The organism is Bacillus sp. I-2, from assembly GCF_001974945.1.
In the GTDB taxonomy this organism is placed as follows: Bacteria; Bacillota; Bacilli; order Bacillales; family Bacillaceae; genus Bacillus; species Bacillus safensis.
The window spans coordinates 206,173-233,110 of sequence record NZ_LZRW01000011.1; the positions used below are offsets into that span (position 1 = coordinate 206,173).

General features: G+C 41.5%; 31 protein-coding genes. All 31 read left to right on the forward strand.

The features are described 5' to 3' along the window. Positions 1-44 precede the first annotated feature (44 nt). The 31 genes from trmFO to BAE31_RS04665 all read left to right on the forward strand — a co-directional run bounded on the left by trmFO (position 45) and on the right by BAE31_RS04665 (position 26,937). Positions 45-1,349: an FADH(2)-oxidizing methylenetetrahydrofolate--tRNA-(uracil(54)-C(5))-methyltransferase TrmFO gene (gene trmFO / locus BAE31_RS04515; protein ID WP_041108976.1), complete on the forward strand. Its 1,305-nt coding sequence runs from the start codon at positions 45-47 to the stop codon at positions 1,347-1,349. Positions 1,350-1,411: 62 nt separating this feature from the next. Next, positions 1,412-2,329 carry a tyrosine recombinase XerC gene (gene xerC, locus BAE31_RS04520; protein WP_041108978.1) on the forward strand — a complete coding sequence of 306 codons (918 nt, stop codon included), beginning with the start codon at positions 1,412-1,414 and terminating at the stop codon, positions 2,327-2,329. 14 nt (positions 2,330-2,343) lie between these two features. Continuing rightward, complete coding sequence (gene hslV / locus BAE31_RS04525) at positions 2,344-2,889, forward strand: ATP-dependent protease subunit HslV (protein WP_024424181.1); 546 nt, start codon at positions 2,344-2,346, stop codon at positions 2,887-2,889. A gap of 16 nt (positions 2,890-2,905) precedes the next feature. Further along, a complete protein-coding gene (gene hslU / locus BAE31_RS04530) occupies positions 2,906-4,306 on the forward strand; it encodes an HslU--HslV peptidase ATPase subunit (protein ID WP_041108980.1) in 1,401 nt (466 codons plus the stop codon). Positions 4,307-4,340: 34 nt separating this feature from the next. After that, entirely contained in the window at positions 4,341-5,120 is a 780-nt protein-coding gene (gene codY / locus BAE31_RS04535) for a GTP-sensing pleiotropic transcriptional regulator CodY (protein ID WP_041108981.1), read from the forward strand. Positions 5,121-5,408: 288 nt separating this feature from the next. After that, complete coding sequence (gene flgB / locus BAE31_RS04540; protein ID WP_041108983.1) at positions 5,409-5,798, forward strand: flagellar basal body rod protein FlgB; 390 nt, start codon at positions 5,409-5,411, stop codon at positions 5,796-5,798. Next, positions 5,798-6,250 carry a flagellar basal body rod protein FlgC gene (flgC, locus tag BAE31_RS04545; protein WP_024424179.1) on the forward strand — a complete coding sequence of 151 codons (453 nt, stop codon included), beginning with the start codon at positions 5,798-5,800 and terminating at the stop codon, positions 6,248-6,250. The genes flgB and flgC overlap by 1 nt, the downstream gene beginning before the upstream one ends. An 11-nt stretch (positions 6,251-6,261) precedes the next feature. Beyond that, a complete protein-coding gene (fliE, locus tag BAE31_RS04550) occupies positions 6,262-6,579 on the forward strand; it encodes a flagellar hook-basal body complex protein FliE (RefSeq protein WP_076839565.1) in 318 nt (105 codons plus the stop codon). Between the two features lie 49 nt (positions 6,580-6,628). After that, positions 6,629-8,221, forward strand: a complete 1,593-nt coding sequence (fliF, locus tag BAE31_RS04555; RefSeq protein WP_024424177.1) for a flagellar basal-body MS-ring/collar protein FliF — start codon at positions 6,629-6,631, stop codon at positions 8,219-8,221. 11 nt (positions 8,222-8,232) lie between these two features. After that, the gene (gene fliG / locus BAE31_RS04560; protein WP_024424176.1) at positions 8,233-9,249 is read left to right on the forward strand and encodes a flagellar motor switch protein FliG; all 1,017 of its coding nucleotides are present in this window, start codon (positions 8,233-8,235) and stop codon (positions 9,247-9,249) included. Then, the gene (gene fliH, locus BAE31_RS04565) at positions 9,242-10,006 is read left to right on the forward strand and encodes a flagellar assembly protein FliH (protein ID WP_076839566.1); all 765 of its coding nucleotides are present in this window, start codon (positions 9,242-9,244) and stop codon (positions 10,004-10,006) included. The genes fliG and fliH overlap by 8 nt, the downstream gene beginning before the upstream one ends. Next, on the forward strand, positions 10,003-11,319 hold the full coding sequence (fliI, locus tag BAE31_RS04570; protein WP_041117382.1) for a flagellar protein export ATPase FliI: 1,317 nt from the start codon (positions 10,003-10,005) through the stop codon (positions 11,317-11,319). The genes fliH and fliI overlap by 4 nt, the downstream gene beginning before the upstream one ends. 8 nt (positions 11,320-11,327) lie before the next feature. Further along, positions 11,328-11,771 carry a flagellar export protein FliJ gene (gene fliJ, locus BAE31_RS04575; protein ID WP_024424173.1) on the forward strand — a complete coding sequence of 148 codons (444 nt, stop codon included), beginning with the start codon at positions 11,328-11,330 and terminating at the stop codon, positions 11,769-11,771. Positions 11,772-11,783: 12 nt separating this feature from the next. Further along, the gene (locus tag BAE31_RS04580; protein WP_076839568.1) at positions 11,784-12,500 is read left to right on the forward strand and encodes a MotE family protein; all 717 of its coding nucleotides are present in this window, start codon (positions 11,784-11,786) and stop codon (positions 12,498-12,500) included. Next, the gene (locus BAE31_RS04585; RefSeq protein WP_076839570.1) at positions 12,501-13,826 is read left to right on the forward strand and encodes a flagellar hook-length control protein FliK; all 1,326 of its coding nucleotides are present in this window, start codon (positions 12,501-12,503) and stop codon (positions 13,824-13,826) included. It begins immediately after the preceding gene. Beyond that, complete coding sequence (gene flgD / locus BAE31_RS04590; RefSeq protein ID WP_041108996.1) at positions 13,826-14,272, forward strand: flagellar hook assembly protein FlgD; 447 nt, start codon at positions 13,826-13,828, stop codon at positions 14,270-14,272. Before BAE31_RS04585 ends, flgD begins: the two co-directional genes overlap by 1 nt. Positions 14,273-14,289: 17 nt before the next feature. Continuing rightward, positions 14,290-15,084: a flagellar basal body rod protein FlgG gene (flgG, locus tag BAE31_RS04595; RefSeq protein WP_034281786.1), complete on the forward strand. Its 795-nt coding sequence runs from the start codon at positions 14,290-14,292 to the stop codon at positions 15,082-15,084. A 37-nt stretch (positions 15,085-15,121) separates the two neighbouring features. Next, positions 15,122-15,337, forward strand: coding sequence for a swarming motility protein SwrD (gene swrD, locus BAE31_RS04600; protein ID WP_008344794.1), 216 nt, complete (start codon positions 15,122-15,124; stop codon positions 15,335-15,337). Continuing rightward, complete coding sequence (fliL, locus tag BAE31_RS04605) at positions 15,334-15,762, forward strand: flagellar basal body-associated protein FliL (RefSeq protein ID WP_024424168.1); 429 nt, start codon at positions 15,334-15,336, stop codon at positions 15,760-15,762. The genes swrD and fliL overlap by 4 nt, the downstream gene beginning before the upstream one ends. 32 nt (positions 15,763-15,794) lie before the next feature. Further along, positions 15,795-16,793, forward strand: coding sequence for a flagellar motor switch protein FliM (gene fliM, locus BAE31_RS04610; protein ID WP_024424167.1), 999 nt, complete (start codon positions 15,795-15,797; stop codon positions 16,791-16,793). Beyond that, the gene (gene fliY, locus BAE31_RS04615; RefSeq protein ID WP_024424166.1) at positions 16,783-17,904 is read left to right on the forward strand and encodes a flagellar motor switch phosphatase FliY; all 1,122 of its coding nucleotides are present in this window, start codon (positions 16,783-16,785) and stop codon (positions 17,902-17,904) included. The genes fliM and fliY overlap by 11 nt, the downstream gene beginning before the upstream one ends. Positions 17,905-17,931: 27 nt before the next feature. Continuing rightward, positions 17,932-18,294: a response regulator gene (locus tag BAE31_RS04620; RefSeq protein ID WP_007499584.1), complete on the forward strand. Its 363-nt coding sequence runs from the start codon at positions 17,932-17,934 to the stop codon at positions 18,292-18,294. An 18-nt stretch (positions 18,295-18,312) separates the two neighbouring features. After that, a complete protein-coding gene (gene fliZ / locus BAE31_RS04625) occupies positions 18,313-18,972 on the forward strand; it encodes a flagella biosynthesis regulatory protein FliZ (RefSeq protein WP_025092584.1) in 660 nt (219 codons plus the stop codon). Then, positions 18,965-19,630: a flagellar type III secretion system pore protein FliP gene (gene fliP, locus BAE31_RS04630; protein ID WP_008354479.1), complete on the forward strand. Its 666-nt coding sequence runs from the start codon at positions 18,965-18,967 to the stop codon at positions 19,628-19,630. The genes fliZ and fliP overlap by 8 nt, the downstream gene beginning before the upstream one ends. A gap of 16 nt (positions 19,631-19,646) precedes the next feature. Continuing rightward, a complete protein-coding gene (fliQ, locus tag BAE31_RS04635; RefSeq protein WP_003211206.1) occupies positions 19,647-19,916 on the forward strand; it encodes a flagellar biosynthesis protein FliQ in 270 nt (89 codons plus the stop codon). Positions 19,917-19,922: 6 nt separating this feature from the next. Further along, positions 19,923-20,702, forward strand: coding sequence for a flagellar biosynthetic protein FliR (fliR, locus tag BAE31_RS04640; RefSeq protein WP_024426982.1), 780 nt, complete (start codon positions 19,923-19,925; stop codon positions 20,700-20,702). Continuing rightward, the gene (gene flhB / locus BAE31_RS04645; RefSeq protein WP_034623630.1) at positions 20,699-21,787 is read left to right on the forward strand and encodes a flagellar biosynthesis protein FlhB; all 1,089 of its coding nucleotides are present in this window, start codon (positions 20,699-20,701) and stop codon (positions 21,785-21,787) included. The genes fliR and flhB overlap by 4 nt, the downstream gene beginning before the upstream one ends. Before the next feature lie 29 nt (positions 21,788-21,816). Then, positions 21,817-23,850 carry a flagellar biosynthesis protein FlhA gene (gene flhA, locus BAE31_RS04650; protein WP_041109003.1) on the forward strand — a complete coding sequence of 678 codons (2,034 nt, stop codon included), beginning with the start codon at positions 21,817-21,819 and terminating at the stop codon, positions 23,848-23,850. Beyond that, positions 23,850-24,968 carry a flagellar biosynthesis GTPase FlhF gene (gene flhF / locus BAE31_RS04655; RefSeq protein WP_076839572.1) on the forward strand — a complete coding sequence of 373 codons (1,119 nt, stop codon included), beginning with the start codon at positions 23,850-23,852 and terminating at the stop codon, positions 24,966-24,968. Before flhA ends, flhF begins: the two co-directional genes overlap by 1 nt. After that, positions 24,962-25,867: a MinD/ParA family protein gene (locus BAE31_RS04660; RefSeq protein ID WP_075623042.1), complete on the forward strand. Its 906-nt coding sequence runs from the start codon at positions 24,962-24,964 to the stop codon at positions 25,865-25,867. The genes flhF and BAE31_RS04660 overlap by 7 nt, the downstream gene beginning before the upstream one ends. Continuing rightward, positions 25,864-26,937, forward strand: a complete 1,074-nt coding sequence (locus BAE31_RS04665) for a protein-glutamate methylesterase/protein-glutamine glutaminase (protein WP_075623043.1) — start codon at positions 25,864-25,866, stop codon at positions 26,935-26,937. Before BAE31_RS04660 ends, BAE31_RS04665 begins: the two co-directional genes overlap by 4 nt. The last annotated feature ends 1 nt before the right edge of the window (position 26,938 follow it).

Sequence of the window (26,938 nt, forward strand, 5' to 3'; positions counted from 1 at the left end):
TTTTATGTCATCAAACAGACCTTACGAAATAGGAGAGTTGTACAATGAGTCAATTTGTAAATGTGATCGGAGCCGGTTTAGCTGGAAGTGAAGCTGCATGGCAAATCGCTAAACGAGGCATTAAAGTCAATTTATATGAAATGAGACCTGTGAAACAAACGCCGGCTCACCACACAGATAAATTTGCGGAGCTTGTATGCAGCAACTCACTGCGTGCGAATGCTTTGACAAATGCAGTAGGTGTATTAAAGGAAGAAATGCGTCATTTAGATTCAGCTATTATCGCAGCAGCAGATGAAAGCTCAGTTCCTGCTGGCGGCGCGCTTGCAGTAGACCGTCATGAATTTGCAGCAAACGTGACAGACCGCGTGAAAAATCATCCGAATGTTACTGTCTTTCAAGAAGAGGTGCAGAGCATTCCAGAAGGTCCGACAATTATCGCGACTGGCCCGCTGACATCTGAAGCACTTTCCAAAGAATTAAAATCGTTAACAGGAGAAGAATATCTCTATTTCTACGATGCAGCAGCACCTATTCTAGAGAAAGACAGCATTGATATGGATAAGGTGTACTTGAAATCTCGCTATGACAAAGGAGAAGCTGCTTATTTAAACTGTCCAATGACAGAAGAAGAATTCGATCGTTTTTATGAGGCGCTCATTTCTGCTGACACTGTGCCATTAAAAGAATTTGAAAAAGAAATCTTCTTTGAAGGCTGTATGCCAATTGAAGTCATGGCGAAAAGAGGAAAGAAAACGATGCTGTTTGGTCCGATGAAGCCAGTAGGACTGGAAGATCCGAAAACAGGAAAAAGACCTTACGCTGTTGTTCAATTAAGACAGGATGATGCTGCAGGTACTTTATATAACATCGTTGGCTTCCAGACACATCTGAAGTGGGGCGATCAAAAGGAAGTATTCCGTTTGATTCCAGGCCTTGAAGAAGCAGAGATTGTTCGTTACGGCGTGATGCACCGTAATACATTTATTAACTCCCCAAGCCTTTTAAGACCGACTTATCAGTTTAAAAATAGAGATGATCTATTCTTTGCCGGACAAATGACAGGCGTTGAAGGGTATGTCGAGTCCGCAGCGTCGGGACTAGTGGCTGGTATTAACGCTGCTCGTTTTGTCAAGGGAGAAGAGCTTGTGACACTTCCTGAGGAAACGGCGATTGGCAGTATGGCTCACTACATCACTTCGACAAACAAGAAAAGCTTCCAGCCGATGAATGCGAATTTTGGTTTGCTGAAAGATCTAGGAGTTCGAATTAAAAACAAACAAGAACGCTATGCAGAGTACGCTAAGCGCGCAATCGAAACTATTCAAACTATTTCGAAATCTCTGTAGTAAAACATTGCACGGAAAGCAAGATATGTGATACCATTTAAAAGCCTTAAAGAGGTGTAAAAATGACGAATAAACAGCGTCTTGTCCACTTATTCATTGAATATCTGCAAATTGAAAAAAACTATTCAGCTTTAACGATCTCAGGATATACAGAAGCCATTGAAGAGTTTGTCAGATTTATGAACATTCAAGGAATAGACGGTTTTGAAGAGGTATCCTATCAAGATACGAGAATTTATTTAACAGAAGCTTATGAAAAAGGCCTGACAAGAAGAACGATTAGTAAGAAAGTCTCTGCGCTTCGCAGCTTTTATAAATTTTTATTAAGAGAACAGCTTGTGAAAGAAAATCCTTTTTTACTCGTTAGCTTACCAAAGCAGGATAAGCGGATTCCTTCATTTTTGTATGAAGAGGAACTAAAAGAGCTTTTTACAGTTTCTGATGTCAGCACACCGCTTGGGCAAAGAAATCAAGCCATTTTAGAACTTCTTTATGCAACAGGTATGAGGGTCAGTGAGTTATGTTCATTAAAAGAATCTGATCTTGATTTATCAATGGATACAGTGCTTGTTCATGGGAAAGGCAGCAAGCAGCGGTATGTTCCTTTCGGGTCATATGCTCATGAAGCGCTCATTACTTATTTAGAGGATGGAAGGCAGAAGCTGAAAGCTAAGGGGAAAGACCGCGCTGATGCACATGTGTTTTTGAATCAGCGCGGGACGCCTCTTACAGACCGAGGTGTTCGATTCATTCTCACTGAATTAATGAAAAAGGCGTCAGGTACATTACATATCCATCCTCACATGTTGAGGCACACCTTTGCCACGCATCTCTTAAACGAGGGAGCGGATTTGAGAAGTGTTCAAGAACTTCTCGGTCATTCAAATTTATCATCTACACAGGTGTACACGCATGTATCAAAAGATTCTTTAAGAAATACGTACATGTCTCATCACCCAAGGGCTTTTAAACGATCCTAAAAGGAGGTTTTTTCATGTCATCATTTCATGCAACAACCATCTTTGCCGTTCAGCATAAAGGAAAAAGTGCAATGGCTGGCGACGGTCAAGTCACTTTCGGGCAGGCTGTCGTGATGAAACACACAGCAAAAAAAGTGCGCCGTCTTTTCGGAGGCAAGGTGCTTGCAGGTTTTGCAGGTTCAGTAGCCGATGCTTTTACACTCTTTGAAAAGTTTGAAACAAAGCTTGAAGAGTATGGTGGTAATTTAAAGCGGGCAGCCGTAGAACTAGCGAAGGAATGGCGAAGTGACAAGATGCTAAGGCAGCTTGAGGCCATGCTCATCGTCATGAACAAAGAAAGCATCCTGCTCGTGTCTGGAACAGGAGAGGTCATCGAACCAGATGATGGGATTTTGGCCATTGGCTCAGGCGGCAACTATGCGCTTAGCGCAGGGAGAGCACTCAAAACCCATGCAGGTGATCATCTCTCAGCGAGAGAAATTGCAAAGGCCGCTCTTGAAACGGCCGGAGAAATCTGTGTCTACACGAACGATCAAATCACTTTAGAAGAGCTTGAATAGAAAGGACATGAGACGTATGGAGAAAAAGCCGTTCACCCCAAGAGAGATAGTTGAAAAGCTTGATCAATACATTATTGGTCAGCTTGATGCGAAAAAAGCAGTGGCGGTGGCTTTAAGAAACCGTTACAGAAGAAGTCTTTTGCATGATAAGCTAAAGGATGAAGTCGTTCCTAAAAACATTTTAATGATCGGTCCAACAGGTGTGGGGAAAACAGAAATTGCCCGCAGAATTGCTCGAATTTCTGGTGCGCCTTTTATTAAAGTAGAAGCGACGAAATTTACTGAAGTGGGTTATGTCGGCCGTGACGTAGAGTCCATGGTGAGAGATTTAGTTGAAACAGCGATTAGACTCGTCAAAGAAGAAAAGATGAAAGATGTTCAAGAGGAAGCAGAAAAACAAGCAAATAAACGTCTTGTTCATTTACTTGTTCCTGGCAAGAAAAAAAGCCAGTCTGTGAAAAATCCGTTTGAGATGCTGTTTGGCGCCTCTGATGAAGATGACCGTGATCGAGATCATTCAAATGAAGAAGTGGAACTCGAATCGACAAGAAAGCGAATCGCTCATCAGCTGGCGATGGGAGAACTTGAAGATCATTACGTTACGATTGAAGTAGAAGAACAGCAGCCTTCTATGTTTGATATGCTTCAAGGCTCGGGTATGGAGCAAATGGGTATGAACATGCAGGATGCGCTCGGCAATCTCATGCCTAAAAAGAAAAAACGCAGAAAGCTGACTGTCAGAGAAGCAAGAAAGGCGTTAACGGCTGAGGAAGCTTCAAAACTGATTGATATGGATGAAGTCAGTCAGGAAGCGGTCTACAAAGCAGAGCAGCAAGGAATTATTTTTATCGATGAAATCGACAAAATCGCCAAAAGTGGTGGTGCATCATCTGCAGATGTTTCTCGTGAAGGGGTTCAGCGTGATATTTTACCGATTGTAGAAGGTTCAACTGTGATGACGAAATATGGTGCCGTTAAAACTGATCATGTGCTGTTTGTTGCAGCAGGTGCATTTCATATGGCAAAGCCATCAGATTTGATTCCAGAGCTTCAGGGGCGCTTCCCAATCCGTGTAGAATTAGATAAATTAAGTATAGAAGACTTTGTGAAAATCTTAACGGAACCAGATAATGCATTATTAAAGCAATATAAAGCTTTACTTGAAACAGAAGGTATATCTCTTGAATTTTCTGACGATGCTATTCATAAGATTGCCGAAGTGGCTTATCATGTCAATCAGGAGACAGATAACATCGGTGCAAGAAGGCTTCATACCATACTTGAGAAGCTGCTTGAAGAGCTTTCATTTGAGGCGCCTGATATTACGATGGAGACAGTGACCATTACCCCTCAGTATGTTGAAGAGAAGCTAGGAAAGATTGCAAATAACAAAGATTTAAGTCAATTTATACTTTAACAAATGAATAAAGTAATCTAGGAGGATCATTATTATGGCGTTACTACAAAAAACAAGGATTATTAACTCAATGCTGCAAGATGCAGCGGGGAAACCAGTTAATTTTAAAGAAATGGCAGAAACACTGAGAGATGTCATTGATTCAAACATTTTCGTATTAAGCAGAAGGGGAAAGCTTCTTGGCTACTCCATTAATCAACAGATCGAAAATGCACGTATGAAAAAAATGCTTGAAGATCGTCAGTTCCCTGAAGAATATACAAAGAGTCTATTCAATGTCCCTGAAACGTCTTCAAACCTTGATATTAACAGTGAATATACAGCTTTCCCGATTGAAAACCGTGACTTATTCCAATCAGGTTTAACAACAATTGTTCCAATTATCGGTGGAGGAGATCGTTTAGGTACGTTAATCCTGTCCCGCTTGCAAGATACATTCAAAGATGATGATTTAATTCTTGCTGAATACGGGGCTACAGTTGTTGGAATGGAGATTCTTCGCGAGAAAGCAGAGGAAATCGAAGAAGAAGCAAGAAGTAAAGCGGTTGTCCAAATGGCGATTAGCTCTCTTTCATACAGTGAGCTTGAAGCGATTGAGCACATTTTTGAAGAGCTGGATGGAAACGAAGGTCTTCTCGTTGCAAGTAAAATTGCAGACCGTGTAGGGATCACGCGCTCAGTGATCGTAAACGCCTTACGTAAGTTAGAAAGTGCAGGCGTGATTGAATCTCGTTCTCTTGGAATGAAGGGAACGTACATCAAAGTGTTAAACAACAAATTTTTAATTGAACTCGAAAATTTAAAATCTCATTAATCCAAAACCCTTTTTGGCCGAAATAAAGGCTGAAAAGGGTTTTTTTATGTGAAAAAATGAGGATTTGTCCGAAAAATGTCACTCTTTTTTCCAAGAAACCCCTTACAAATCTGTAGTGCTTTGAATCTAGGTCTTTATACCTATTCGTAAAATAGATATATATTACGAGTTTTTTTTACATATACATCATAGACTTTAATCCTATTATTTCTTACAATGAACATATGGTTTTACAAATCTCGACATGATTAAATGGAATGAAATACATATGATTGGAGGTATATGGTTTTGGATATATTTTCTGGAACGATAAGCAACCTTGAGAATGCCTTGGGCAGAGCGAATGTTAAGCAAAAAGTCATAAGCAATAATATCGCAAATATAGACACACCGAACTACAAGTCGAAAAACGTCGCATTCCATGACATGCTAAATGATGCGTCAATCAAATTAGATGCTAAAAAAACATACCAAGGACACATTGATTTTTCAAAAAAAGGGTCTAATTATTCAGTTGTTTCGAGCAACCGTACTTCTTATCAAGAAAACGGAAATAATGTCGATATTGATCAAGAGATGAGTGAACTCGCTAAAAACCAAATTCAGTATAATGCGCTGGTGGAAAGAATGAGCGGGAAATTCAATTCTCTTAAAACAGTTTTGACAGGAGGTAAGTGATGTCAATCTTTTCAGGAGTGAACGCTTCGGCCTCAGCATTAACGGCACAGAGGCTCAGAATGGACGTTGTATCCTCAAACCTTGCAAATATGGATACAACAAGAGCTAAACAGGTTGATGGCAACTGGGAGCCTTATAGACGTAAGCTTGTCACATTACAGCCGTCAGGTGAATCGTTTTCATCTATATTGAACTCAAGTATGAATTCGAGCGGCAAATTAGGAAACGGCGTCAAAGTAACAAAGATTACTGAAGACGAAACTCCATTCAACCTTCAATATGATCCTACAAATCCCGATGCCAATGAAAATGGATATGTTCAAACACCAAATGTCGATCCATTAAAAGAAATGGTCGACCTCATCAGCAGCTCAAGATCATATGAAGCAAACGTGACTGCTCTAAATGCGAACAAAAGCATGCTGATGAAAGCTTTAGAAATAGGAAAGTAAGGTGAAAACAATTGGTTAATGCAATATCTCCTTTCCAGCTTCAAACTGCTCAGCAAGCAAGTGAATTGACGAATGCATCGCCCGTTCAGGCGGCTGCACCTAAAAGTCAAACGAATTTCTCTGATGTGCTGAAGAATTCCATTGAGGCATTAAATCAATCACAGCTGAAATCAGACCAGTATACAAATGCGCTTGCACAAGGAAAAGATGTCAATCTCGATGAAGTCATGATTGCTTCACAAAAAGCGAGTGTTACACTCACAGCTGCAACAGAGTTTCGAAATAAAGCAGTCGAAGCGTACCAAGAGATTATGAGAATGCAGATGTAGGAGGTGCTGGTGGACAAAAAAAGACTGAATGGAATGACCGGGGGTTAAGATGAATCGTACTTTAATGCAATTAAGAACAAAAACAGTTGAGTTTTGGCGAAATCGATCAAAATTACAAAAAATACTCATGATTGGCGGCGTTGCTGCCCTAGCAATCATTATTACGGTTGTTAGCATCTTTGCTTCTTCTGAAAAAATGGTTCCGCTCTTTAGAGACTTGTCTGAGGCAGAAGCTGGACAAATCAAACAGGAACTAGATGGCAAAAACGTTAAATCGGAACTTGCAAACAATGGAACAACGATTCTCGTTCCAGAAAAGCAAGCAGATTCTTTAAAAGTAACACTCGCATCCGAAGGGCTCCCTAAGACAGGCAACATTGATTATTCCTTCTTTGCAAACAATTCAGGCTTCGGTTTAACAGATAATGAATTTGATGTTCTGAAAGTAGACGCAACTCAGACAGAACTATCCAATCTGATCAACACGATTGATGGGATTAAAGATTCAAAAGTTATGATTAACCTGCCAAAAGATTCCGTTTTTGTTGGAGAAGAGCAAAGTAATGCATCAGCATCCATTGTGCTGCAAGTTGAGCCTGGCTACACGCTCACACCGCAGCAAGTAAAAGGCCTTTATCATCTTATTTCAAAAAGTGTGCCGAATTTAAAAACAGAAAACATTGTCATTATGGACCAAGATTCCAACTACTACGACTTAAACACCAGCTCCGATTCCTATGCAAGTGGAATGGATGCACAGCAGCAGAAAAAAGAGGAAATCGAAAAGAACCTTCAAAGAAAAATTCAGCAGCTGCTCGGAACAATGATGGGTCAAGATAAAGTGGCTGTATCGGTCACAACAGACATTGATTTTACTGAAGAAAAAAGAAAAGAAGACCTTGTAGAACCTGTTGATAAAGAAAACATGCAGGGAATTGCTGTCAGCGCTGAAAAGATTGCTGAAACTTATTCAGGTAATGGCGCAGCAGCTGGAGGCACTGCTGGAACAGGTGACGATGATGTCACAAATTATCAAGGTGCCGATGGAGCGAATGGAAGCGGAGATTACGAAAAGAGCGAAGATCGCATCAATTATGAAGTCAACCGCATTCATAAAGATATCAAAGAAAGCCCTTATAAAATTAGAGATGTTGGCATTCAAGCATTGGTTGAACCACCAACTGCAAACGATGTAAACTCTTTAACGGCTGAAAGACAAGATGATATCAAAAAGATTCTTTCAACGATCATTAGCACATCGATTGATAAAGAATACACAAATGGTCAAGCGCTCACTCAAGCAGACTTAGATAACAAAATCGTTTTATCTGTATCAAAATTAGACGGTAAACAGCAAACTGCGGCAGATAACCCTTCAAACAATATTCCAATCTGGGTTTATATTGTAGGCGGTGTGCTCCTACTTGCAATTATCGCTCTTATCATTCTTCTTGTGCGCAAGCGTAGAAGAGATGAGGAAGAAGAGTTTGAGTTTGATGAACGTACACCAATCGATGTTCCTGATATCGACACTGAACCAGAAACAGAAGAAATGGTGAGAAAAAATCAGCTTGAAAAAATGGCAAAAGAAAAACCAGAAGACTTTGCTAAATTGCTACGCAGCTGGCTGTCCGAGGATTAGGAGGAATACACATGTCGAGAAAAGATCCAAATCGACTAACAGGCAGACAAAAAGCAGCAATCCTAATGATTTCCTTAGGGCTAGACGTGTCAGCATCTGTATACAAACATCTGTCTGAAGACGAAATAGAAAAATTAACATTAGAAATTTCCAATGTACGAAGTGTAGATACTGCTAAAAAAGATGAAGTCATCGAAGAGTTTCACAGCATTGCCATCGCGCAGGACTACATATCGCAGGGCGGTCTTATGTACGCAAGACAAGTGCTTGAAAAAGCGCTTGGTGAGGATAAAGCGGACAGCATCTTAAACAGGCTAACATCCTCTCTTCAAGTGAAACCATTTGATTTTGCTCGAAAGGCTGAGCCAGAACAAATTTTAAACTTTATCCAGCATGAGCATCCACAAACGATTGCACTTATCCTTTCCTACCTGGATCCAGTGCAGGCTGGGCAAATTTTATCTGAGTTAGGTGAGGAAGTACAAACTGAGGTTGCGAGACGTATTGCCTTAATGGACCGCACATCTCCAGAGATCATCAATGAGGTGGAACGTATTCTTGAACAAAAGCTTTCTTCAACCTTTACGCAGGACTATACGCAAACGGGCGGAGTCGAAGCGGTTGTAGAAGTGCTAAATGGTGTAGACCGTGCTACTGAGAAGACCATTTTAGACACACTTGAAATTCAAGATCCAGAGCTTGCGGATGAAATTAAGAAACGTATGTTTGTCTTTGAAGATATTGTCACTCTTGACAGCAGAGCGATTCAGCGCGTTATCAGAGATGTTGAAAATGATGACTTATTGCTCGCACTCAAAGTGGCAAGCGAAGAGGTCAAAGAAATTGTCTTCCGCAACATGTCACAGCGGATGGTCGAAACATTCAAAGAAGAAATGGAGTTTATGGGGCCTGTCCGGCTTAGAGATGTCGAGGAAGCACAAACCCGTATTGTCAGCATCGTAAGACGACTTGAGGAAGCTGGAGAAATCGTCATAGCTCGAGGCGGAGGAGACGATATCATTGTCTAGGATAATCAAACATGAAACATCTGTTATTCCTGAACAAGGACGGCAAACGATTCCGTTACAGCAAGTAGAGTTTAAAAGAGAACATCACGAAGAAGTGCTTGTCAATGAAACCGAAGCATCGCAGCTAGTACTCAGTGATGCAGAAGATCAAGCGAGCCGCATATTAGAACAAGCAAACAGTGAGCTGGAAAAAACAATGGCTGAAATCAATCAGCGCAGAACTGATTTTGAAGAAGAAAGAATGCAGCTCATTGAAGAAGCGAAACAGGCAGGTTATCAAGACGGCTTCCAAAAGGGCCAAGCAGATGCGAATATGCAGTACCAAGCTATTCTTGATCAAGCAAATGACATCGTTAGTCTTGCAAGACAGGACTACGAAGAAAAAATTGAAAGCTCTGCTGAGCAAATTGTGGAACTCGCTTTTGAACTCGCCAAACGCGTTTGGTATGCAGCCGAGGGCACAAAAGATCAATTTTTGGCTCTTGTGAAGCAGGTCATTGCAGAAGTGAAAGAATATGATGATATTTCCATCTATGTTGACCCTGAACATTACGAGCATGTGATGGAATATAAAGACGAATTGATTAGAATCCTTCAAAAGGATACACACCTTGCCATTTACTCGGATGAAAAAGCGCCAAAAGGAACTTGTTACGTAGAAACAAGTTTTGGAAAAGTGGAAGCGAGTGTTGATACCCAAATGAATCAGTTGAAAGAAAAATTATTAGAAGTCATTGATTCAGGTGATCACAAATGAAAATGGATGTACTAAAAGAAACGATTGAAACCGCCGATCCTTATAAACGATTTGGTAAAGTCAATCGAGTGGTTGGGCTGATGATTGAATCTAAGGGGCCGGAGAGTTCGATCGGTGATGTGTGTCTCATTCATAAAAAAGGGAGCAAGCACCATCCGATAAAAGCAGAGGTCGTAGGATTTAGAGATGAAAACATTCTGCTCATGCCTTATGTAGAAGCATCCAATATTTCACCAGGAAGTCTTGTAGAAGCGACCGGTGAGTCGCTGAAGGTCAAAGTAGGGACTGGATTAATTGGTGAAGTCGTTGATGCCTTCGGTCATCCGCTTGATGGCAGTATGCTCCCAAAGGGACTTGCACCTGTTTCGACAGATCAGTCACCTCCAAATCCAATGGACAGGCCGCCTATTCGAGAAAAGATGGGTGTTGGTGTTAGAGTCATCGACAGTCTGCTCACAGTTGGCACTGGTCAAAGGATCGGGATTTTTGCCGGAAGCGGTGTTGGAAAAAGTACCTTAATGGGGATGATTGCAAAGCAGACAGAAGCAGACCTGAATGTGATTGCTCTTGTTGGAGAGCGTGGCCGTGAAGTTCGTGAGTTTATTGAAAAGGATTTAGGTGCTGAAGGACTGAAGCGATCCATTGTTGTCGTTGCAACTTCTGACCAGCCTGCACTGACGAGACTGAAAGCTGCGTATACAGCAACAGCTATTGCGGAGTATTTCAGGGACAGAGGCAAAAATGTCATGTTCATGATGGATTCTGTTACAAGGGTCGCTATGGCGCAAAGGGAAATAGGACTCGCAACTGGCGAGCCGCCAACAACAAAAGGATATACACCTTCAGTGTTCGCTATACTGCCAAAATTGCTCGAACGAACTGGAACAAATCAGCTTGGTTCCATCACAGCGTTTTACACAGTGCTTGTTGATGGGGACGATATGAACGAGCCGATCGCTGATACAGTGAGGGGGATCCTTGACGGGCACATTGTACTTGATCGTGCTTTAGCCAACAAAGGACAATTTCCCGCTGTTAATATTCTGAAAAGTATCAGCCGTGTCATGAGTAATATCGCAAGTCATGATCACAAGGAGGCGGCTAACCGGTTCCGCCAGCTTTTATCCACTTATCAAAACGCTGAAGACCTCATTAATATTGGAGCATATAAAAAAGGCTCCTCCAAAGATATTGATGAGGCCATGCAGGCTTACCCTCATCTGATTTCATTTTTGAAGCAGGATGTAGAAGAGGCTGTATCTATTGAAGACAGTGTGAGTTTATTGCTCAGTTTGATGAATAGAGAGGATTGACAAAAACAGTGAGATATCAATACAAATTTCAAAAGCTCTTAGAACTGAAAGAAAGTGAAAAAGACAAGTCACTCGCAGCATACCAACAATCCGTTTCGGCATTTGAGCAAGTTGCTGAAAAACTCTATGAAAATATGAGTAAAAAAGAGCTAATGGAAAAAAGCAAAGAAGAAAAGCTGAGAAGTGGAATGAGTGTTCAAGAAATGCGTCATTACCAGCAATTTGTGACCAACTTAGATAACACCATCCAGCATTATCAGCAGCTTGTGATCATGAAACGCCATCAAATGAATGAAAAACAATCTGATTTAACTGAAAAAAACATTGAGTTTAAAAAGTTTGAAAAAATGAAAGAAAAGCAATTTGAAAAGTTCTCCCTTGAACATAAGGCAATTGAAATGAAAGAAATGGATGATATCTCTATCAGCCAATTCATGTTTCAAGGACATTAGGAGTCGAGATGAATGCCTAAGAAGGAAAAAACGAAGGAATCAGGTGGCGGGAAATTTCAATGGATCTTGTTTATTGTCATCATCCCATTGATTGTGCTTGTGATTGTCACTGGCACGATCCTTTATATGGCAGGTTTTGATCTAAAAAAACCGCTCCAAAACATTCCGGTGATTAGCAGTTTAGTTGGTTCAGATGACACCTCAAAAACGTCATCTTCACCTAATGATCAAAGCGATGCAGAGTTGAAAGAACTGAAAAAGACCATTAAAGAGCAAAAAAATGAACTCGAAATTGCACAAAAAGATTTGAAAACAAGTGATGAAGAGATTAAGAGACTGAATCAAAAAATCAACTCACTTGAAAAAACATCTGAAAATGATGAAAAGAATACGTCAGCCAATGACAGTTCATCGAATAACAGCTCATCAAATAACAGCTCATCAAATAACACGTCAGGTAATAACTCTGCAGGAACGTCCTCTGATGCAGCGGCATCCTCTAATCAGCAGACAAAAGGAAAGGTCGCCAGCATTTATGAAAGCATGGACCCAGGGAAATCCGCCAAAATTTTATCAGAATTAAGTGATAAAGAGGCGTTAAAAATCCTTGAAGAGCTGAGCAAAAATAAACTGACAGACATATTAGCAAAACTGACACCTCAGAAGGCAGCAACGTTTACAAAAGAGCTTGCCAAAAAAGAAGAAAGTGAAAATGGGGGTGGACAATAAGTGAAGCTATTGGATATTGGAGCCTTACAGCAATCTTCTCAAGGTCTCTCAGGGCTAAAAGGAGACGGCGCTGCATCTGCACGCGGTTTGTTTAAACAATTGCTTAGCGGGGCAGGCGCTCAAAGCGGTCCTGTTCATGCTGAGACAGCCGCTCTTGCCTCTCTTTCTGTCAATGATGCGATGCAAATTGTTGAAAAATGGATGCAATCACCTGAAGAAGGAATGAGCGCAGACCTACTAAGTGCGCTTCAAACACTACAAGGTCAAACGCTTGAATCATCCGATCTCAAATCACTTGAAGAGTTATTTCAAAAAATGGAATCTTCCATTTACGGTGATCAAGCTGAAAAGCCGGGTTCTGAACATAGTGAACAGCTCATACAAGTCCACTTTTTCATCTATCAATTGCTCAATCAACAGCCGCCAAGCTTTGATGCGAAACTTGTGCAGGATATTGAAGGGAAAGGTCAAGACTTCATACACTTTCTCTCGAAAAACGGGGTAGATGAAAAACTCATTCAGCAAGTAAAAGAGCAGTTCTTCTCGCAGGGATCAGCACCCAAGCTGAATTCGATGACTCAAAGTGAGCTAAAGCACTTTAATCAGTTAATCGACCATATGATGGCGAATGCGAAAGGATCTGACAAAGAGTGGAAAATTTCACTAGGAGAGTTGAAGGAACTAATCTCTCCAAAACAAGAATCTACTCTCGCTTCTCCGGCAAAAGGGAATGCATCTCTTGAGTGGCTCATCAAAAAAGAAGTCGTTAAAGGACAAAGCGCTGCTGCACCAGCTTCTGAAAAAATAATGACTCATACACTTTTGCCAGGTCATAAGCAGTTTTTCCAACTGCAGTCAGCGGCTCCTGTTCAGCAGACACAAACGACTGATGAAAAGCCAGGAACAGTTGATCAGCAAATTCTAAACACGTGGAAGCAAATGAAATTCACGCCGTTTGGCAATTCAAGCGGACGCTTTACCGTTCGATTAAATCCTGAAAATCTTGGGTTTATTACCATTCAGCTAACAAAGCAAAACGGGATGTATGCGAGTAAAATTACAGCCTCGACGCAAGCAGCGAAAGAGCTGTTAGAGCATCATCTGCCGCAGCTCAAGCAGGCGCTTCCGAATATGTCGGTTCAAGTGGACCGTTTCCATATCCCGCTTCAATCAAATGAGCAGCCGTTATTTGGACAGTTTAGTGAAGAAAACAAGCAGCAGCAGTCAAAAGGACAGAATTTCCAGCAGGCTGATGAACAGGAAGCAGAATTCCAAGATGTACTGGATGCTCTTGTTGGGTCAGATGAAGAAGAGGAGGAGATCTAATGGCAACAGTTGATGCTACGAATAGAACAGCCGCACTAGCAGACACTTCTTCAAAAGCAGAAAAGAAAACAGATACGCTTGGCAAAGATCAATTCTTGAAAATTTTGCTCACGCAGCTTCAAAACCAAGATCCGACAAACCCGCTTGATGACCGTGAGTTTGTCACGCAGCTTGCGACATTTTCATCTTTAGAACAGCAAACCAATATGAACGATTCGATCACCAAGCTGAATCAGCTTATGTCTACATTTGTTGCACACCAAGATCCGTTTACGACGTATGTAGGCTGGATTGGTAAAGAAGTATCGGGCAAATTGGATGATAAAGAGATATCGGGCACTGTGAAGTCTGTTAAAAACATAGACAATGAATACTTACTTGTTTTAGAGGATGGAACGAAAATCAGCCCTTGGGATGTTACAGCAGTTGGAGAAAAAACGAAGTAATTCGAGGAGGAAAATAAATGTTACGCTCACTTTACTCAGGAATTAGCGGAATGAAAAACTTCCAATCAAAATTAGATGTGGTAGCCAACAACGTAGCCAACGTCAATACACACGGATACAAAAAAAGCCGTATCACGTTTAAAGATATGGTCAGCCAAACAATTTCAAGCTCAGGTGGACCAACGAACAACTCTGGTTCAATCAACTCAAAACAAATTGGTTTAGGGTCCTCTTTATCTTCTATTGATAAAATCATGAAATCAGGTTCTTCTCAAAATACAGACGAACCATTTGATTTCTATATTAATGGAGATGGATTTTTCCGCATTCAAAAGCAAGGTGAAATCCTATTTACAAGAACAGGGAACTTCAAACCTGATTCAAATGGGGATTTGGCAACACCTGATGGAAACTATCTACTTGGCATGGATGGGCAAAGAATCAACATTCCAAGCGACAATGTGTCAAGTGTCAGTGTTGGGCCAGATGGGACCGTTTCTGTTGTTGAGAACAACGTTTCTCGTACTGTTGGGCAAGTATCACTTGTGTCATTCAGTAATGCAGGAGGATTAGATAAAGTTGGGGATAACCTATACCGCCAAACGCTCAGTTCCGGTGCGCCAAGTAATGCCATCGCTCCTGGAAGTCAAGGAACAGGTGAACTTCAAACAGGGAAACTTGAAATGTCAAACGTTGATTTAACAGATGAGTTTACCGAAATGATTATCGCGCAGCGTGGATTCCAATCGAATGCAAAGACGATCACAACATCTGATGAAATTCTGCAAGAGCTTGTGAATCTGAAACGATAGGAGGTAGGGGGAGCGGATGCTCGCTTCTCTGCTTAATATGATTGAAGTGACAAGATTAAATGGCAAAGGATTTATGCTGAACGCTCTCCATATCGAGCAAATCGAAAGTTTTCCAGACACGACCATTACTTTGGCCAATGGAAAGAAATTCGTTGTGAAAGAAGATGAAGAGCAGCTTCAAGAGAAAATCATTTCTTTCTACAGAAAAATCCAAGTCATTTCATTGAATCAAGGAATAGAGGAGTTTGAATGAAGAAGAAATTAGTCGTAGTAATGCTAATCATGATTATTGCCATCGTCGGAATTGGAGCAGGCATCTTTTTTCTGCTGAATGGGTCAGACGAAGCAAAAGCCGAAAAAGAGCCAACAGCAGATGAAGTTGTAAAAGCTTCTGTTGAAATTCCTGAGATTATCACCAATTTAAAATCTGAAGGAAATGCTGTCAAACTTGTCCTGAATATTGAAACGGACTCTGAAAAAGCAAAATCAGAGCTTGAGAAAAGAAGTTTCCAGGTAAAAGATGCTGTAATCGACATTTTATCAGACACGAATGCAGATGAACTTGATGGCAAAAAAGGCAGAGAACATTTTAAAACACAAGTCAAAAACAAAGTGAATAACTATTTGCAAGATGGCAAGGTGAAAGAAGTATATATAACCTCCTTTAATCTGCAATAGAGGCGATTAATTAACGCGATGGAGGTGAAGAAATGTCAGGAGAAGTGCTTTCCCAGAATGAGATCGACGCATTATTATCCGCCATCTCAACAGGCGAAATGGATGCAGAAGAGCTGAAAAAAGAGGAAACGACGAAAAAAGTGAAGGTGTATGACTTTAAACGTGCACTGCGCTTTTCAAAAGACCAGATTCGAAGTTTAACAAGGATTCACGATAACTTCGCTAGACTGCTCACCACGCATTTTTCAGCGCAGCTAAGATCATATATTCAAATTACTGTCAGCTCGGTTGACCAAGTACCATACGAAGAATTTATTCGTTCGATTCCTAATATGACATTATTAAACTTATTTTATGTCAGCCCGCTTGAAGGAAGAATCATGCTTGAAGTAAACCCAACAATCGGCTATGCGATGATGGACAGGCTGATGGGCGGGATTGGCATTAGTCATAATAAGACAGAATCACTTACAGAAATTGAAACAAAGATTATCTCAAACATGTTTGAGGGAGCTTTGGAAAATTACAGAGAAGCGTGGCAGTCCATAACCGACATCGAGCCTGAAATGGCAGATTTCGAGGTAAATCCCCAGTTTGTTCAAATGGTGTCACCAAACGAAACAGTTGTCGTCATTTCTCTTAATACACAGATTGGCGAGGTAAGCGGGGTTATTAACCTATGTATTCCTCACGTTGTATTAGAGCCTATTATTCCGAAGCTGTCTGTACACTACTGGATGCAGTCTGAACGAAATGAACCAAAACAGCAAGAAACAAAGGCCATTGAAAAACGGATTATGAAGGCAAAAATACCGGTAGTCGCAGAGCTGGGACAATCGGAAATGACGGTGGAAGAGTTTTTGAATTTGGAAATTGGTGATTGTATTGCCTTGGACAAACCAGTAAATGCGCCTCTTACTGTTATGGTCGGAAATAAACCGAAATTCTTGGGACAGGCCGGCCGCGTGAATCGGAAACAGGCGATTCAAATTCTAGATCACGACATAAGAGGTGAAGAAGATGGAGAATAACGGAAGTAAATTATCACAAGACGAAATCGATGCGCTCCTTAAAGGAGGCAGCAATGACGATATAGAGCCTGATACAATCCTTTCTGCAATGGAGCAAGATGCCATTGGAGAAATCGGAAATATTTCATTTGGCAGCTCTGCAACAGCACTTTCAACCCTATTAAATCAAAAAGTGGAGATTACAACTCCAACTGTTACAGTGATTCAAAAAAGTATGCTGAATGAGGAATTTCCTCATCCGTATGTCGCTATTGAAGTGAATTATACGGAAGGTTTCAGCGCAAGTAACCTGCTTGTCGTCCAGCAAACAGATGCAGCAGTTATTGCGGACTTAATGATGGGCGGAGACGGGACAAATGCTGACCCTTCTTTAAGTGAGATTCACTTAAGTGCAGTACAAGAAGCAATGAACCAAATGATGGGTTCTGCTGCGACATCCATGTCGACTGTCTTTAATAAAAAGATTGATATTTCTCCGCCGCGTGTCGAATTACTTGATGTGAAAGAAGGAGAAGGGACAGACCGCATTCCAGCTGAAGAAATGCTTGTCAAAGTATCCTTCAGATTAAAAATAGGTGAACTCATCGATTCAAATATTATGCAGCTTTATCCTATTACATTTGCGAAGGATTTAATTGCAGAATTAACAGATCCTGCGCAAGAAGAAGAGCCGGTTCAAGAAGAAGTGAGTGCACCTGAACCTCAGCCGGCAGCTCCGCAAACGCAGTCTGCCCCAGCGCAGCAAGCAGCACCGCCGAAAAGACAGGCGAAGCCAAAACCGGCAGCACCTGTAAATGTGGCGCCAGTTGAATTTGAATCGTTCAGTGAGCCTCAGCATACAACAAGCCAGCTTGGAAACCTTGATATGCTGATGGACATTCCGCTTTCCATTACGGTGGAACTTGGAAGAACTCAGCGCAGTGTGAAAGAAGTTCTTGAGCTTTCAGCTGGAAGTATCATTGAACTGGACAAACTTGCTGGTGAGCCAGTAGACATTCTAGTTAACAAACGAATCGTCGCCAAAGGGGAAGTCGTTGTCATTGATGAGAACTTTGGTGTTCGTGTGACTGATATTTTAAGTCAGTCAGAAAGACTTTCTAATTTAAAATAAACAAACATATAGGGAGAGAATAAGTAAATGGCTACTAAGGTATTAATCGTAGATGATGCAGCATTCATGAGAATGATGATCAAGGATATTCTTGTAAAAAACGGATTTGATGTAGTAGGAGAAGCAGAAAACGGCGCACAAGCAGTTGAAAAATACAAAGAAACATCTCCTGATCTTGTCACAATGGATATCACAATGCCAGAAATGGACGGAATCACTGCACTAAAAGAAATTAAACAAATCGATGCTTCTGCAAAAATCATCATGTGTTCTGCTATGGGACAGCAGTCAATGGTTATTGACGCGATCCAAGCAGGTGCAAAAGACTTTATCGTGAAGCCATTCCAGGCAGACCGCGTACTTGAAGCAATTAATAAAACGTTAGGCTAAAAAAGGGTGTAAGATTTGTTGAAAAAACGTTTGATATGTATAGCAATGATCAGTTTTATGCTTTTCTTGACGATGCAGCCTGCCTCACTGTTTGCCGAAACGAAAGATCCTGAGAATGGCACAGTGAATGACTGGCTCAAAGGTGAGAAAGAAAGCAAAAAGGATACAGAGAAGAAAACCACTGACAATCAAACGAATCCGGCAGAAGAAGTTCCCTCTTCTTCTGTCTCCATTATGGATTTTGTCAAAATGATTGGTGCCTTACTTTTTGTCATCCTGCTTATTTATGGATTGGTGAGATTTGTTGGTAAGCAAAACCGCTTACTCAAACCATTTCGATATGTTGAAAATATTGGCGGAACGACAGTCGGACAAAACCGTTCAGTCCAGCTGATCAAAGTGGGCAAAAGAGTATTAGTTGTCGGCGTAGCAGACTCAATCCAGCTGCTAAAAGAGATTGATGATGAACAAGAATGTGAAGCAATCGTGAAACAATATGAAGAAGCGATGGAAAGCAAAACCGATTTGCCAAAAATGGTTCAAAAATTCACATCGCAGGTAAAGAAACATGATCAGCCGACCACTTCTTCTTTTTCAGCCAATTTAAAGGCTCAGCTAGCCGAATTGAAAAAGACCCAATCAGAAGTCAGAAAGAAAGGCCCGAAACAAAATGAATGAGTTTATCGATTTATTTAATTCCAGCGGTGCAGGAAATATCAGCACATCTGTCCGTCTTCTATTACTTTTAACTGTATTTTCGGTTGCACCGGGCATTCTCATTTTAATGACTTGTTTTACACGGATTGTGATTGTTCTTTCATTCGTCAGAACATCACTTGCAACCAACTCAATGCCGCCAAACCAAGTGCTTGTTGGACTTGCTTTGTTTCTCACATTTTTTATCATGGCGCCCACGTTCTCACAGATTAATAAAGAGGCGCTGACGCCGCTTTTAAATGATGACATCACGTTAAATCAGGCGTATGAAAAAGCCGAAGTGCCTATTAAAGAGTTTATGAGTAAACATACAAGACAGAAAGATTTGGCTTTATTTCTTAGCTACGCAAAAATGGATACACCTGAATCGATTAAAGATATTCCATTAACGGCGATGGTTCCCGCTTTTGCCATTTCAGAATTAAAGACGGCATTTCAAATTGGTTTTATGATCTTTATTCCATTTTTAATTATTGACATGGTGGTCGCAAGTGTTCTGATGTCAATGGGGATGATGATGCTTCCGCCGGTTATGATATCGCTCCCTTTCAAAATATTGTTATTTGTTTTAGTCGATGGATGGTATTTGATAGTTAAATCTTTGCTGCAAAGCTTTTAGAGTAGGTGCTTAAAACATGAGTTCAGAATTTGTCATTACGATGGCTGAAAGATCAGTGTATGTAGTATTGCTTGTGAGTGGACCGCTTCTAGCGCTCGCACTTATTGTGGGACTGATTGTCAGTGTGTTTCAGGCGACAACCCAAATTCAAGAACAGACGCTTGCGTTTATTCCTAAGATTGTTGCTGTACTCATTGGGCTTGTTGTGTTTGGTCCATGGATGCTTTCAACAATCGTGTCCTTTACGACAGAGCTGTTCTCGAATTTAGATCGATTTGCAGGTTAACAAGCGATGTCAATCATAGAATTATTCCCTGCTTTTCTTTTAGTTTTTATTCGGATCACCGCTTTTTTTGTGACAGTACCGCTTTTAGCGCATAGAACGATCCCTGCTGTACACAGAGTTGGATTCTCACTGTTTTTAGCTGTCATTAGTTTTAGCACCATAAAAGAACCGCCAGCACTCGACATAGACGGTCTTTATATGATGCTTGCGGTGAAAGAAGCAATGGTCGGACTTCTGCTTGGGCTGATTGCATACATCATGGTGTCCGCTGTTCAGATTGCCGGCTCATTCATTGATTTTCAAATGGGTTTTGCGATTGCCAATATTATTGACCCACAAACAGGGGCGCAGACACCGCTGATGGGACAGTTTTTTTATACGGTCACATTGCTGTTGATGCTGGCAACAAACGCACATCACTTGCTGCTTGATGGAATCTATTACAGCTTTCAATACATTGCAGTTGATCAATACGCGCTGAATTTCGGCAGTGAATCCTTTGCTTACTTTATCGCAAAGAGCTTCAACCAAATGTTTATCATCGCCTTTCAAATCTCGGCACCTGTCGTGGCTAGTCTGTTTTTAGTCGATTTGGCGCTGGGGATTGTGGCACGTACAGTTCCGCAAATGAACGTATTTGTGGTTGGACTTCCTATTAAAATGGGTGTGAGTTTTATTATGATCATCATCTGTATGGGCGTCATCTTCGGTGTTGTCCAAAATACATTTGAAACGATTGTACTCACCATGAGGAATTTCTTAGCATTGGTCGGTGGTTCGTCATGATGACAAGGCTTAGACTAGACTTGCAATTTTTCGCAGGTGAAAAAACAGAAAAAGCAACGCCGAAAAAAAGGCGGGATTCACGTAAAAAAGGACAGGTTGCCAAAAGTACCGACGTCAATACAGCCATCTCATTTCTATTAATCTTTTTATCATTCTTTTTTATTGGGCCTTTTATGAAAGAGCGGATTATCGCGCTCATAGAACGTTTTTATTCAACAACCATGCTAATGAAAGTTAGCACATCTAATATTCATCAATTATTCTTGGAATTGCTTCAGGAAACAGGGCTCCTCCTCATGCCAATCCTTGGTGTTGGCATGCTGGCGGGGATTATCAGTAACTATTTACAAGTCGGCTTTCTCTTTTCAGCAGAAGTGATCAAACCGAAATTAGAAAAGCTTGACCCAATCAAAGGGTTTAAACGGATATACAGTATTCGAGCCCTCGTAGAGCTATTAAAATCCATTTTGAAAATTGGCTTTGTTGGCTTTGCGACATTTATTGCTCTTTGGATGCACTTTGACGAAATTCTGCGGCTTCCTTTATTAACAGCAGAGGAAACCCTTCATTTCGTTGCAAATATGACCTTAATTATGGGGCTGTATGCTGCTGGTGCTCTTTTGATTTTGGCAGGGCTTGATTATATGTATCAGAAATTTGATTATGAAAAAAACTTGCGGATGTCCAAACAAGACATCAAAGATGAGTATAAAAAATCAGAGGGTGACCCGCTCATCAAATCAAAGATTAAACAGCGTCAGCGGGAAATGGCCATGAGACGGATGATGCAGGAAGTCCCAAAAGCGGACGTCATCATTACAAACCCAACCCACTATGCCATTGCTTTAAAGTATGATGAAGAAAAAATGGACGCGCCCTATGTTGTGGCAAAGGGTACGGATATTTTGGCTTTGAAAATTAGAACGATTGCGAAAGAACATGATGTCATGACTGTAGAGAACCGCCCGCTTGCCCGCGCGCTCTATGATCAGGTTGACATCGACCAAGCGGTGCCGGAAGAATACTTTAAGGCCATCGCAGAAATTTTAGCTTACGTCTATAAAACGAAACAAAAGATTTTATGAATTTTTGGTTTTAAAAGGAGAGAACAGGCATGTCAGCAAGAGATTTATCTGTTTTATTCAGTGTTATTTTAATTGTGGCGATGCTGGTCATACCGTTTCCGCCCATTTTATTAAGTATTTTAATCATTATTAATATTTCTCTTGCGCTTATCGTGCTTCTCACCACAATGAACATGCAAGAACCACTGCAATTTTCAATTTTTCCATCATTGCTTTTGCTCTTAACGCTGTTTCGTTTAGGGCTAAACATCTCTACAACACGTTCTATTCTTTCAACAGGAGATGCTGGAAAGGTTGTCGAAACGTTCGGTTCATTTGTTGTTGGAGGAAATGTCCTCGTTGGTCTTGTTGTTTTCCTTATCCTGATCATCATTCAGTTTATTGTTATCACAAAAGGGGCAGAGCGTGTATCAGAGGTTGCGGCAAGATTTACACTCGATGCGATGCCAGGTAAACAAATGAGTATTGACGCAGATTTAAATGCAGGAATGCTGACCGAAAGTGAAGCAAGAAACCGCCGTGAAAAAGTAGCGAGAGAAGCAGACTTTTATGGAGCGATGGATGGTGCCAGTAAGTTCGTTAAAGGGGACGCCATCGCAGGTATTATCATCGTCATCATCAATATTATATTTGGAATCATTATCGGAATGCTTCAGCAAGGAATGTCGATTCAAGAATCGGCTTCCCACTTTACCCTATTAACGGTAGGGGACGGAATCGTTTCGCAAATTCCGGCACTCCTCATCTCAACGGCAACAGGGATTGTCGTGACGAGAGCTGCTTCTAACGGAAACCTTGGATCAGATATTACAGGGCAGCTCTTTGCATTCCCAGCCATGCTTTATGTGACAGCAGGCACGATCTTCCTTCTTGGGCTCTTTACTCCAATCGGCATCCTTTTGACAGGGCCGATCGCAGGTTTACTTGCCCTTGGCGCATACATGATGTCGAAAAACAAACAAGACCAAGAAGAAATCGAAGAGGTACTAGAGGAACAAGCAGAGGTAGAAGAGATGAAAAGTCCAGAAAGCGTTATTCATCTCCTGCAAATGGATGCCATTGAATTTGAATTTGGCTACGGCCTGATCCCGCTCGCTGATGCAAATCAGGGCGGTGACCTGTTAGACCGAATTGTGATGATCCGAAGGCAGCTTGCCCTCGAACTTGGTCTTGTCATTCCAGTCGTCCGGATCAGGGACAATATTGCACTGAACCCAAATGAATACCGGTTGAAAATTAAAGGGAACGAAGTAGCAAAAGGTGAGCTGCTGCTCGATCATTACTTAGCGATGTCCCCAACGCCTGATGATGATCCGATTGAAGGAATTGAAACAATCGAACCATCCTTTGGTCTGCCGGCTAAATGGATATCAGAAGCAGAAAAAGATCAGGCTGAGATGCTAGGCTATACGGTTGTGGACCCAGCTTCTGTTGTGTCTACTCACATCACAGAGAAGATTAGACAAAACACACACGAGCTGCTCGGACGCCAAGAAACGAAGCAATTAATCGATCATCTGAAAGAAAGTTATCCTGTCTTAGTGGATGAGGTAACGCCAAATCCGCTGGCAGTCGGTGATATTCAAAAAGTACTGGCGAAGCTGCTGAAAGAAAAGGTCTCTATCCGAAACCTTGTCACCATTTTTGAGACGCTTGCAGACTACGGAAAATTAACGACTGATACTGATTTATTAACAGAGTATGTGAGACAGGCGCTCGCAAGACAGATTACCGCACAGTATGCAAGAGAAAATGAATCACTCAAAGTCGTGACATGCTCAGGCCGAGTAGAAAAGGTGATTGCAGACAGCGTTCAGCAGACAGAGCATGGAAACTACTTATCGTTAGATCCAGAATCCTCTGAAAGTGTGATTCAATCAGTGGCGAGAGAAATTGAACAGCTTTCGCTTCGTCAGGAAACGCCGGTTCTATTATGCTCACCTCCTATAAGAATGTACGTTAAGCAGTTGTTAGAAAGATATTTCCCAGATTTACCGGTACTATCTTATAACGAACTAGAAGCGAATGTGGAAGTACAGAGCATCGGAGTGGTGGATATCTAATGAAAATGAAAAAAATCACAGCAAATTCTATGCAGGAGGCAACGATTCAAATCAGGCAGCAGCTTGGGAAAGATGCCGTTATTTTAAATTCTAAAACCGTTGTCAAACGCAAACTGTTCGGTTTGAAGAAACAGCAAATGGTCGAAGTGATTGCAGTGCTGGATCAAGATTTCGAAGAAAGAGCTGGTAAAGGGTTAAACCCTGCGCCGCCTCTTCCAGTATTACCAAAAAAGGAACAAGTTCAACAGCTGCCCGAAGAGCCTTCATTTGCTCCCAAGGCGGCGAAACCAGCGCCTTCTCATACTCAGCCTTTAGAATATGTGAGGAATGAACGGCATGCGGGTATTTTGCCTGATCCTCTCATATCAATCGATCAAAAGCTAAAGGATCAAGGGCTTGATGATGCCATTCGAGACGAATGCCTGAAGGGTCTTTTAACAAAGGGCGTGGTTAAAGAAGATCACATAAAAAAAGAACTTGAACAACTGCTGACAGATATGCTGCCAGCTAAAACCTCTGATGAGCCGATGATTTCTTCAAAATACATTGTACTGTTCGGTTCTACCGGAGCTGGTAAAACGACAACGATTGCAAAGCTGGCTGCTAAAACGGCCATTCAACAGCAAAAGAAAATCGCTTTTATTACAACCGATACGTACCGGATAGCAGCGATCGAACAGCTGAAAACATATGCTGAACTGCTGAATGCACCGCTTGAGGTTTGTTATTCAAGAGAGGATTATGTAAAAGCCCAAGAGACCTTTAAAGAGTATGATCATATCTTCATCGATACAGCAGGTCGTAACTTTAAAGAAGAAGCGTATATCAAAGAGCTGACCGACATTATTCCATTCGATGAGAGCATTCAAAGTTTTCTCGTGATGAGTGCCACATCGAAGTATCAAGACATGAAAGCCATGGTCAAACGCTTTGAGCACGTTCCAATCAATCAATTCATTTTTACAAAAGTAGATGAAACGGACACGATGGGAACCATTTTTCAAATCATTGCTGACTCTCAAATCAAACTTGGTTTTTTAACAAATGGTCAAAATGTGCCTGAGGATATTCTTGAAGGCTCGCCTCTTGAACTTACAAGGATGGTTTTACAATCATGAAGCCCGACCAAGCAGAAGGATTAAGAAAACTAGTTCAGCAGAGTCAAATCATCACACCGGCTCCTCTTAACGGTAGCGGACAGGCAAAAACCATTGCCGTCATGAGCGGTAAAGGCGGGGTAGGTAAATCGAATTTGACCCTGAATATGGCACTGTCTATTGCAAGTACAGAGAGAAGAGTGTTAGTGATCGATCTTGATTTTGGGATGGGGAATATTGATATTTTACTAGGGAAAACATCGACTAGTTCTATATTAGATGTTCTCGTTAGAAAAAAATCCTTCCAAGCAGCCATGACAAAAGGAACGGACAACCTATATTACATTTCTGGCGGAAGCGGGCTTGAACAGCTGTTTTCTTTAGATAAAGATCAATGGTCGTTCTTTTTGGAAGAGATGGAAAGAATAATGCAGGACTTCGATTGTATCTTCTTTGATATGGGAGCCGGCTTGTCAAAAGATCAGCTGCCTTTTGTCTTATCAGCAGGAGAAGTGGTCGTTGTGACTACGCCAGAGCCAACATCCATCATGGATGCCTACAGCGCGATCAAACACTTAGCCATTCATCAGTTTGAACGGTCTGTTCAAATCATTGTTAACCGGTGCAAAACCCCGTCAGAAGGGTCTGAAACCTACCGGAAATTAGCAGGAGTGGTCACATCTTTTCTTCACAGAAAACTTGTATTTGCTGGCGCTGTGCCTGAAGATCCTGCGGTTCCTAAAGCAGTATCAGAACAAATTCCATTTTATATGAAGCAGCCTCATTCAAGGCTGAGTAAAACGATTAAGATGCTGGCAGAAACACTATATCATCAGCAGATAAGAGAGGCACGGAGAGAACAGCATACGTTTATAGATAAGTTGTCCTCTTTTTTTAAAAGGAGGAAGGTGGACTCATGATTAGAGTGCTAGTAGTAGATGACTCGGCCTTTATGAGAAAGCTCATTAGTGATTTTCTAAGTGCCGAGCAAGAAATAGAAGTCGTCGGAACGGCGCGAAATGGGGAAGATGCCTTAAAACGGATCAAGGAACTGAATCCAGATGTTGTCACGTTAGATGTGGAAATGCCTGTTTTAAATGGGACAGAAGCATTAAAACAAATTCTGGCTGAACACGACCTTGCCGTGATTATGGTGTCAAGCCAGACAAAGCAAGGAAAAGATTTAACCATCCATTGCTTAGAACTCGGTGCTTTTGACTTTGTGACAAAGCCTTCGGGAAGTATTTCGCTCGATTTGCACAAAGTGAGGGGGCAAATTGTAGAGCGGGTACTTGCAGCAGGACTGTCAAGGAAACGCACTGAAGAGAAGGTGTCTCCTAAACCGGTGATAAAGCCGCCAAGTCCAGTGGCTTCACCCCGGCTGCAACCATTAAAAGGCAGCTCACTCCGAAAGATTATTACTATCGGAACATCTACAGGAGGACCAAGGGCACTTCAACGAGTCGTAACGAAGCTGCCTAAGGACATCGAGGCACCTATATTGATTGTGCAGCATATGCCAGCAGGATTCACGGCATCACTTGCTACTAGGTTAGATCATTTATCACAAATTACGATTAAAGAAGCGCAAGATGGAGACATCGCGAAAAATGGAGTGGCTTACATAGCTCCTGGTGGAATGAATATGTCACTTCATGACCAAGGGGGGTCACTTGTTATCAGGCTGTCCCCTGAAGACACGGAAAGCCGGCACAAGCCATCTGTTAACTATTTATTTGAATCCATCAGCAGCATAAAGGGTTACGAGAAAATCGCTGTCATTATGACAGGTATGGGCAGTGACGGTACTGAAGGTGTCAAAAAAATGGTCGCAAGCGGTCATACGAAAGTCATTGCAGAAAAAGAAGAATCATGTGTTGTTTTCGGAATGCCTAAATCAGTCATTAAAGCAGGCCTTGCACATGAAACAAGGCATGTGGATGACATCGCACATGCAATTATAAGCTCCATGAAAAAAGAGAGGGCGTGAA

Coding starts and splice junctions, on each gene's coding strand:
- hslU (WP_041108980.1), top strand. CDS start 2,906: ATGGAGAAAAAGCCGTTCACCCCAAGAGAGATAGTTGAAAAGCTTGAT.
- trmFO (WP_041108976.1), top strand. CDS start 45: ATGAGTCAATTTGTAAATGTGATCGGAGCCGGTTTAGCTGGAAGTGAA.
- flhA (WP_041109003.1), top strand. CDS start 21,817: ATGTCAGCAAGAGATTTATCTGTTTTATTCAGTGTTATTTTAATTGTG.
- BAE31_RS04580 (WP_076839568.1), top strand. CDS start 11,784: ATGCCTAAGAAGGAAAAAACGAAGGAATCAGGTGGCGGGAAATTTCAA.
- fliP (WP_008354479.1), top strand. CDS start 18,965: ATGAATGAGTTTATCGATTTATTTAATTCCAGCGGTGCAGGAAATATC.
- fliQ (WP_003211206.1), top strand. CDS start 19,647: ATGAGTTCAGAATTTGTCATTACGATGGCTGAAAGATCAGTGTATGTA.
- fliF (WP_024424177.1), top strand. CDS start 6,629: ATGAATCGTACTTTAATGCAATTAAGAACAAAAACAGTTGAGTTTTGG.
- BAE31_RS04665 (WP_075623043.1), top strand. CDS start 25,864: ATGATTAGAGTGCTAGTAGTAGATGACTCGGCCTTTATGAGAAAGCTC.
- flhB (WP_034623630.1), top strand. CDS start 20,699: ATGATGACAAGGCTTAGACTAGACTTGCAATTTTTCGCAGGTGAAAAA.
- swrD (WP_008344794.1), top strand. CDS start 15,122: ATGATTGAAGTGACAAGATTAAATGGCAAAGGATTTATGCTGAACGCT.
- flgD (WP_041108996.1), top strand. CDS start 13,826: ATGGCAACAGTTGATGCTACGAATAGAACAGCCGCACTAGCAGACACT.
- fliY (WP_024424166.1), top strand. CDS start 16,783: ATGGAGAATAACGGAAGTAAATTATCACAAGACGAAATCGATGCGCTC.
- fliG (WP_024424176.1), top strand. CDS start 8,233: ATGTCGAGAAAAGATCCAAATCGACTAACAGGCAGACAAAAAGCAGCA.
- fliL (WP_024424168.1), top strand. CDS start 15,334: ATGAAGAAGAAATTAGTCGTAGTAATGCTAATCATGATTATTGCCATC.
- fliM (WP_024424167.1), top strand. CDS start 15,795: ATGTCAGGAGAAGTGCTTTCCCAGAATGAGATCGACGCATTATTATCC.
- flgC (WP_024424179.1), top strand. CDS start 5,798: ATGTCAATCTTTTCAGGAGTGAACGCTTCGGCCTCAGCATTAACGGCA.
- flgG (WP_034281786.1), top strand. CDS start 14,290: ATGTTACGCTCACTTTACTCAGGAATTAGCGGAATGAAAAACTTCCAA.
- fliR (WP_024426982.1), top strand. CDS start 19,923: ATGTCAATCATAGAATTATTCCCTGCTTTTCTTTTAGTTTTTATTCGG.
- BAE31_RS04620 (WP_007499584.1), top strand. CDS start 17,932: ATGGCTACTAAGGTATTAATCGTAGATGATGCAGCATTCATGAGAATG.
- hslV (WP_024424181.1), top strand. CDS start 2,344: ATGTCATCATTTCATGCAACAACCATCTTTGCCGTTCAGCATAAAGGA.
- codY (WP_041108981.1), top strand. CDS start 4,341: ATGGCGTTACTACAAAAAACAAGGATTATTAACTCAATGCTGCAAGAT.
- xerC (WP_041108978.1), top strand. CDS start 1,412: ATGACGAATAAACAGCGTCTTGTCCACTTATTCATTGAATATCTGCAA.
- flhF (WP_076839572.1), top strand. CDS start 23,850: ATGAAAATGAAAAAAATCACAGCAAATTCTATGCAGGAGGCAACGATT.
- fliI (WP_041117382.1), top strand. CDS start 10,003: ATGAAAATGGATGTACTAAAAGAAACGATTGAAACCGCCGATCCTTAT.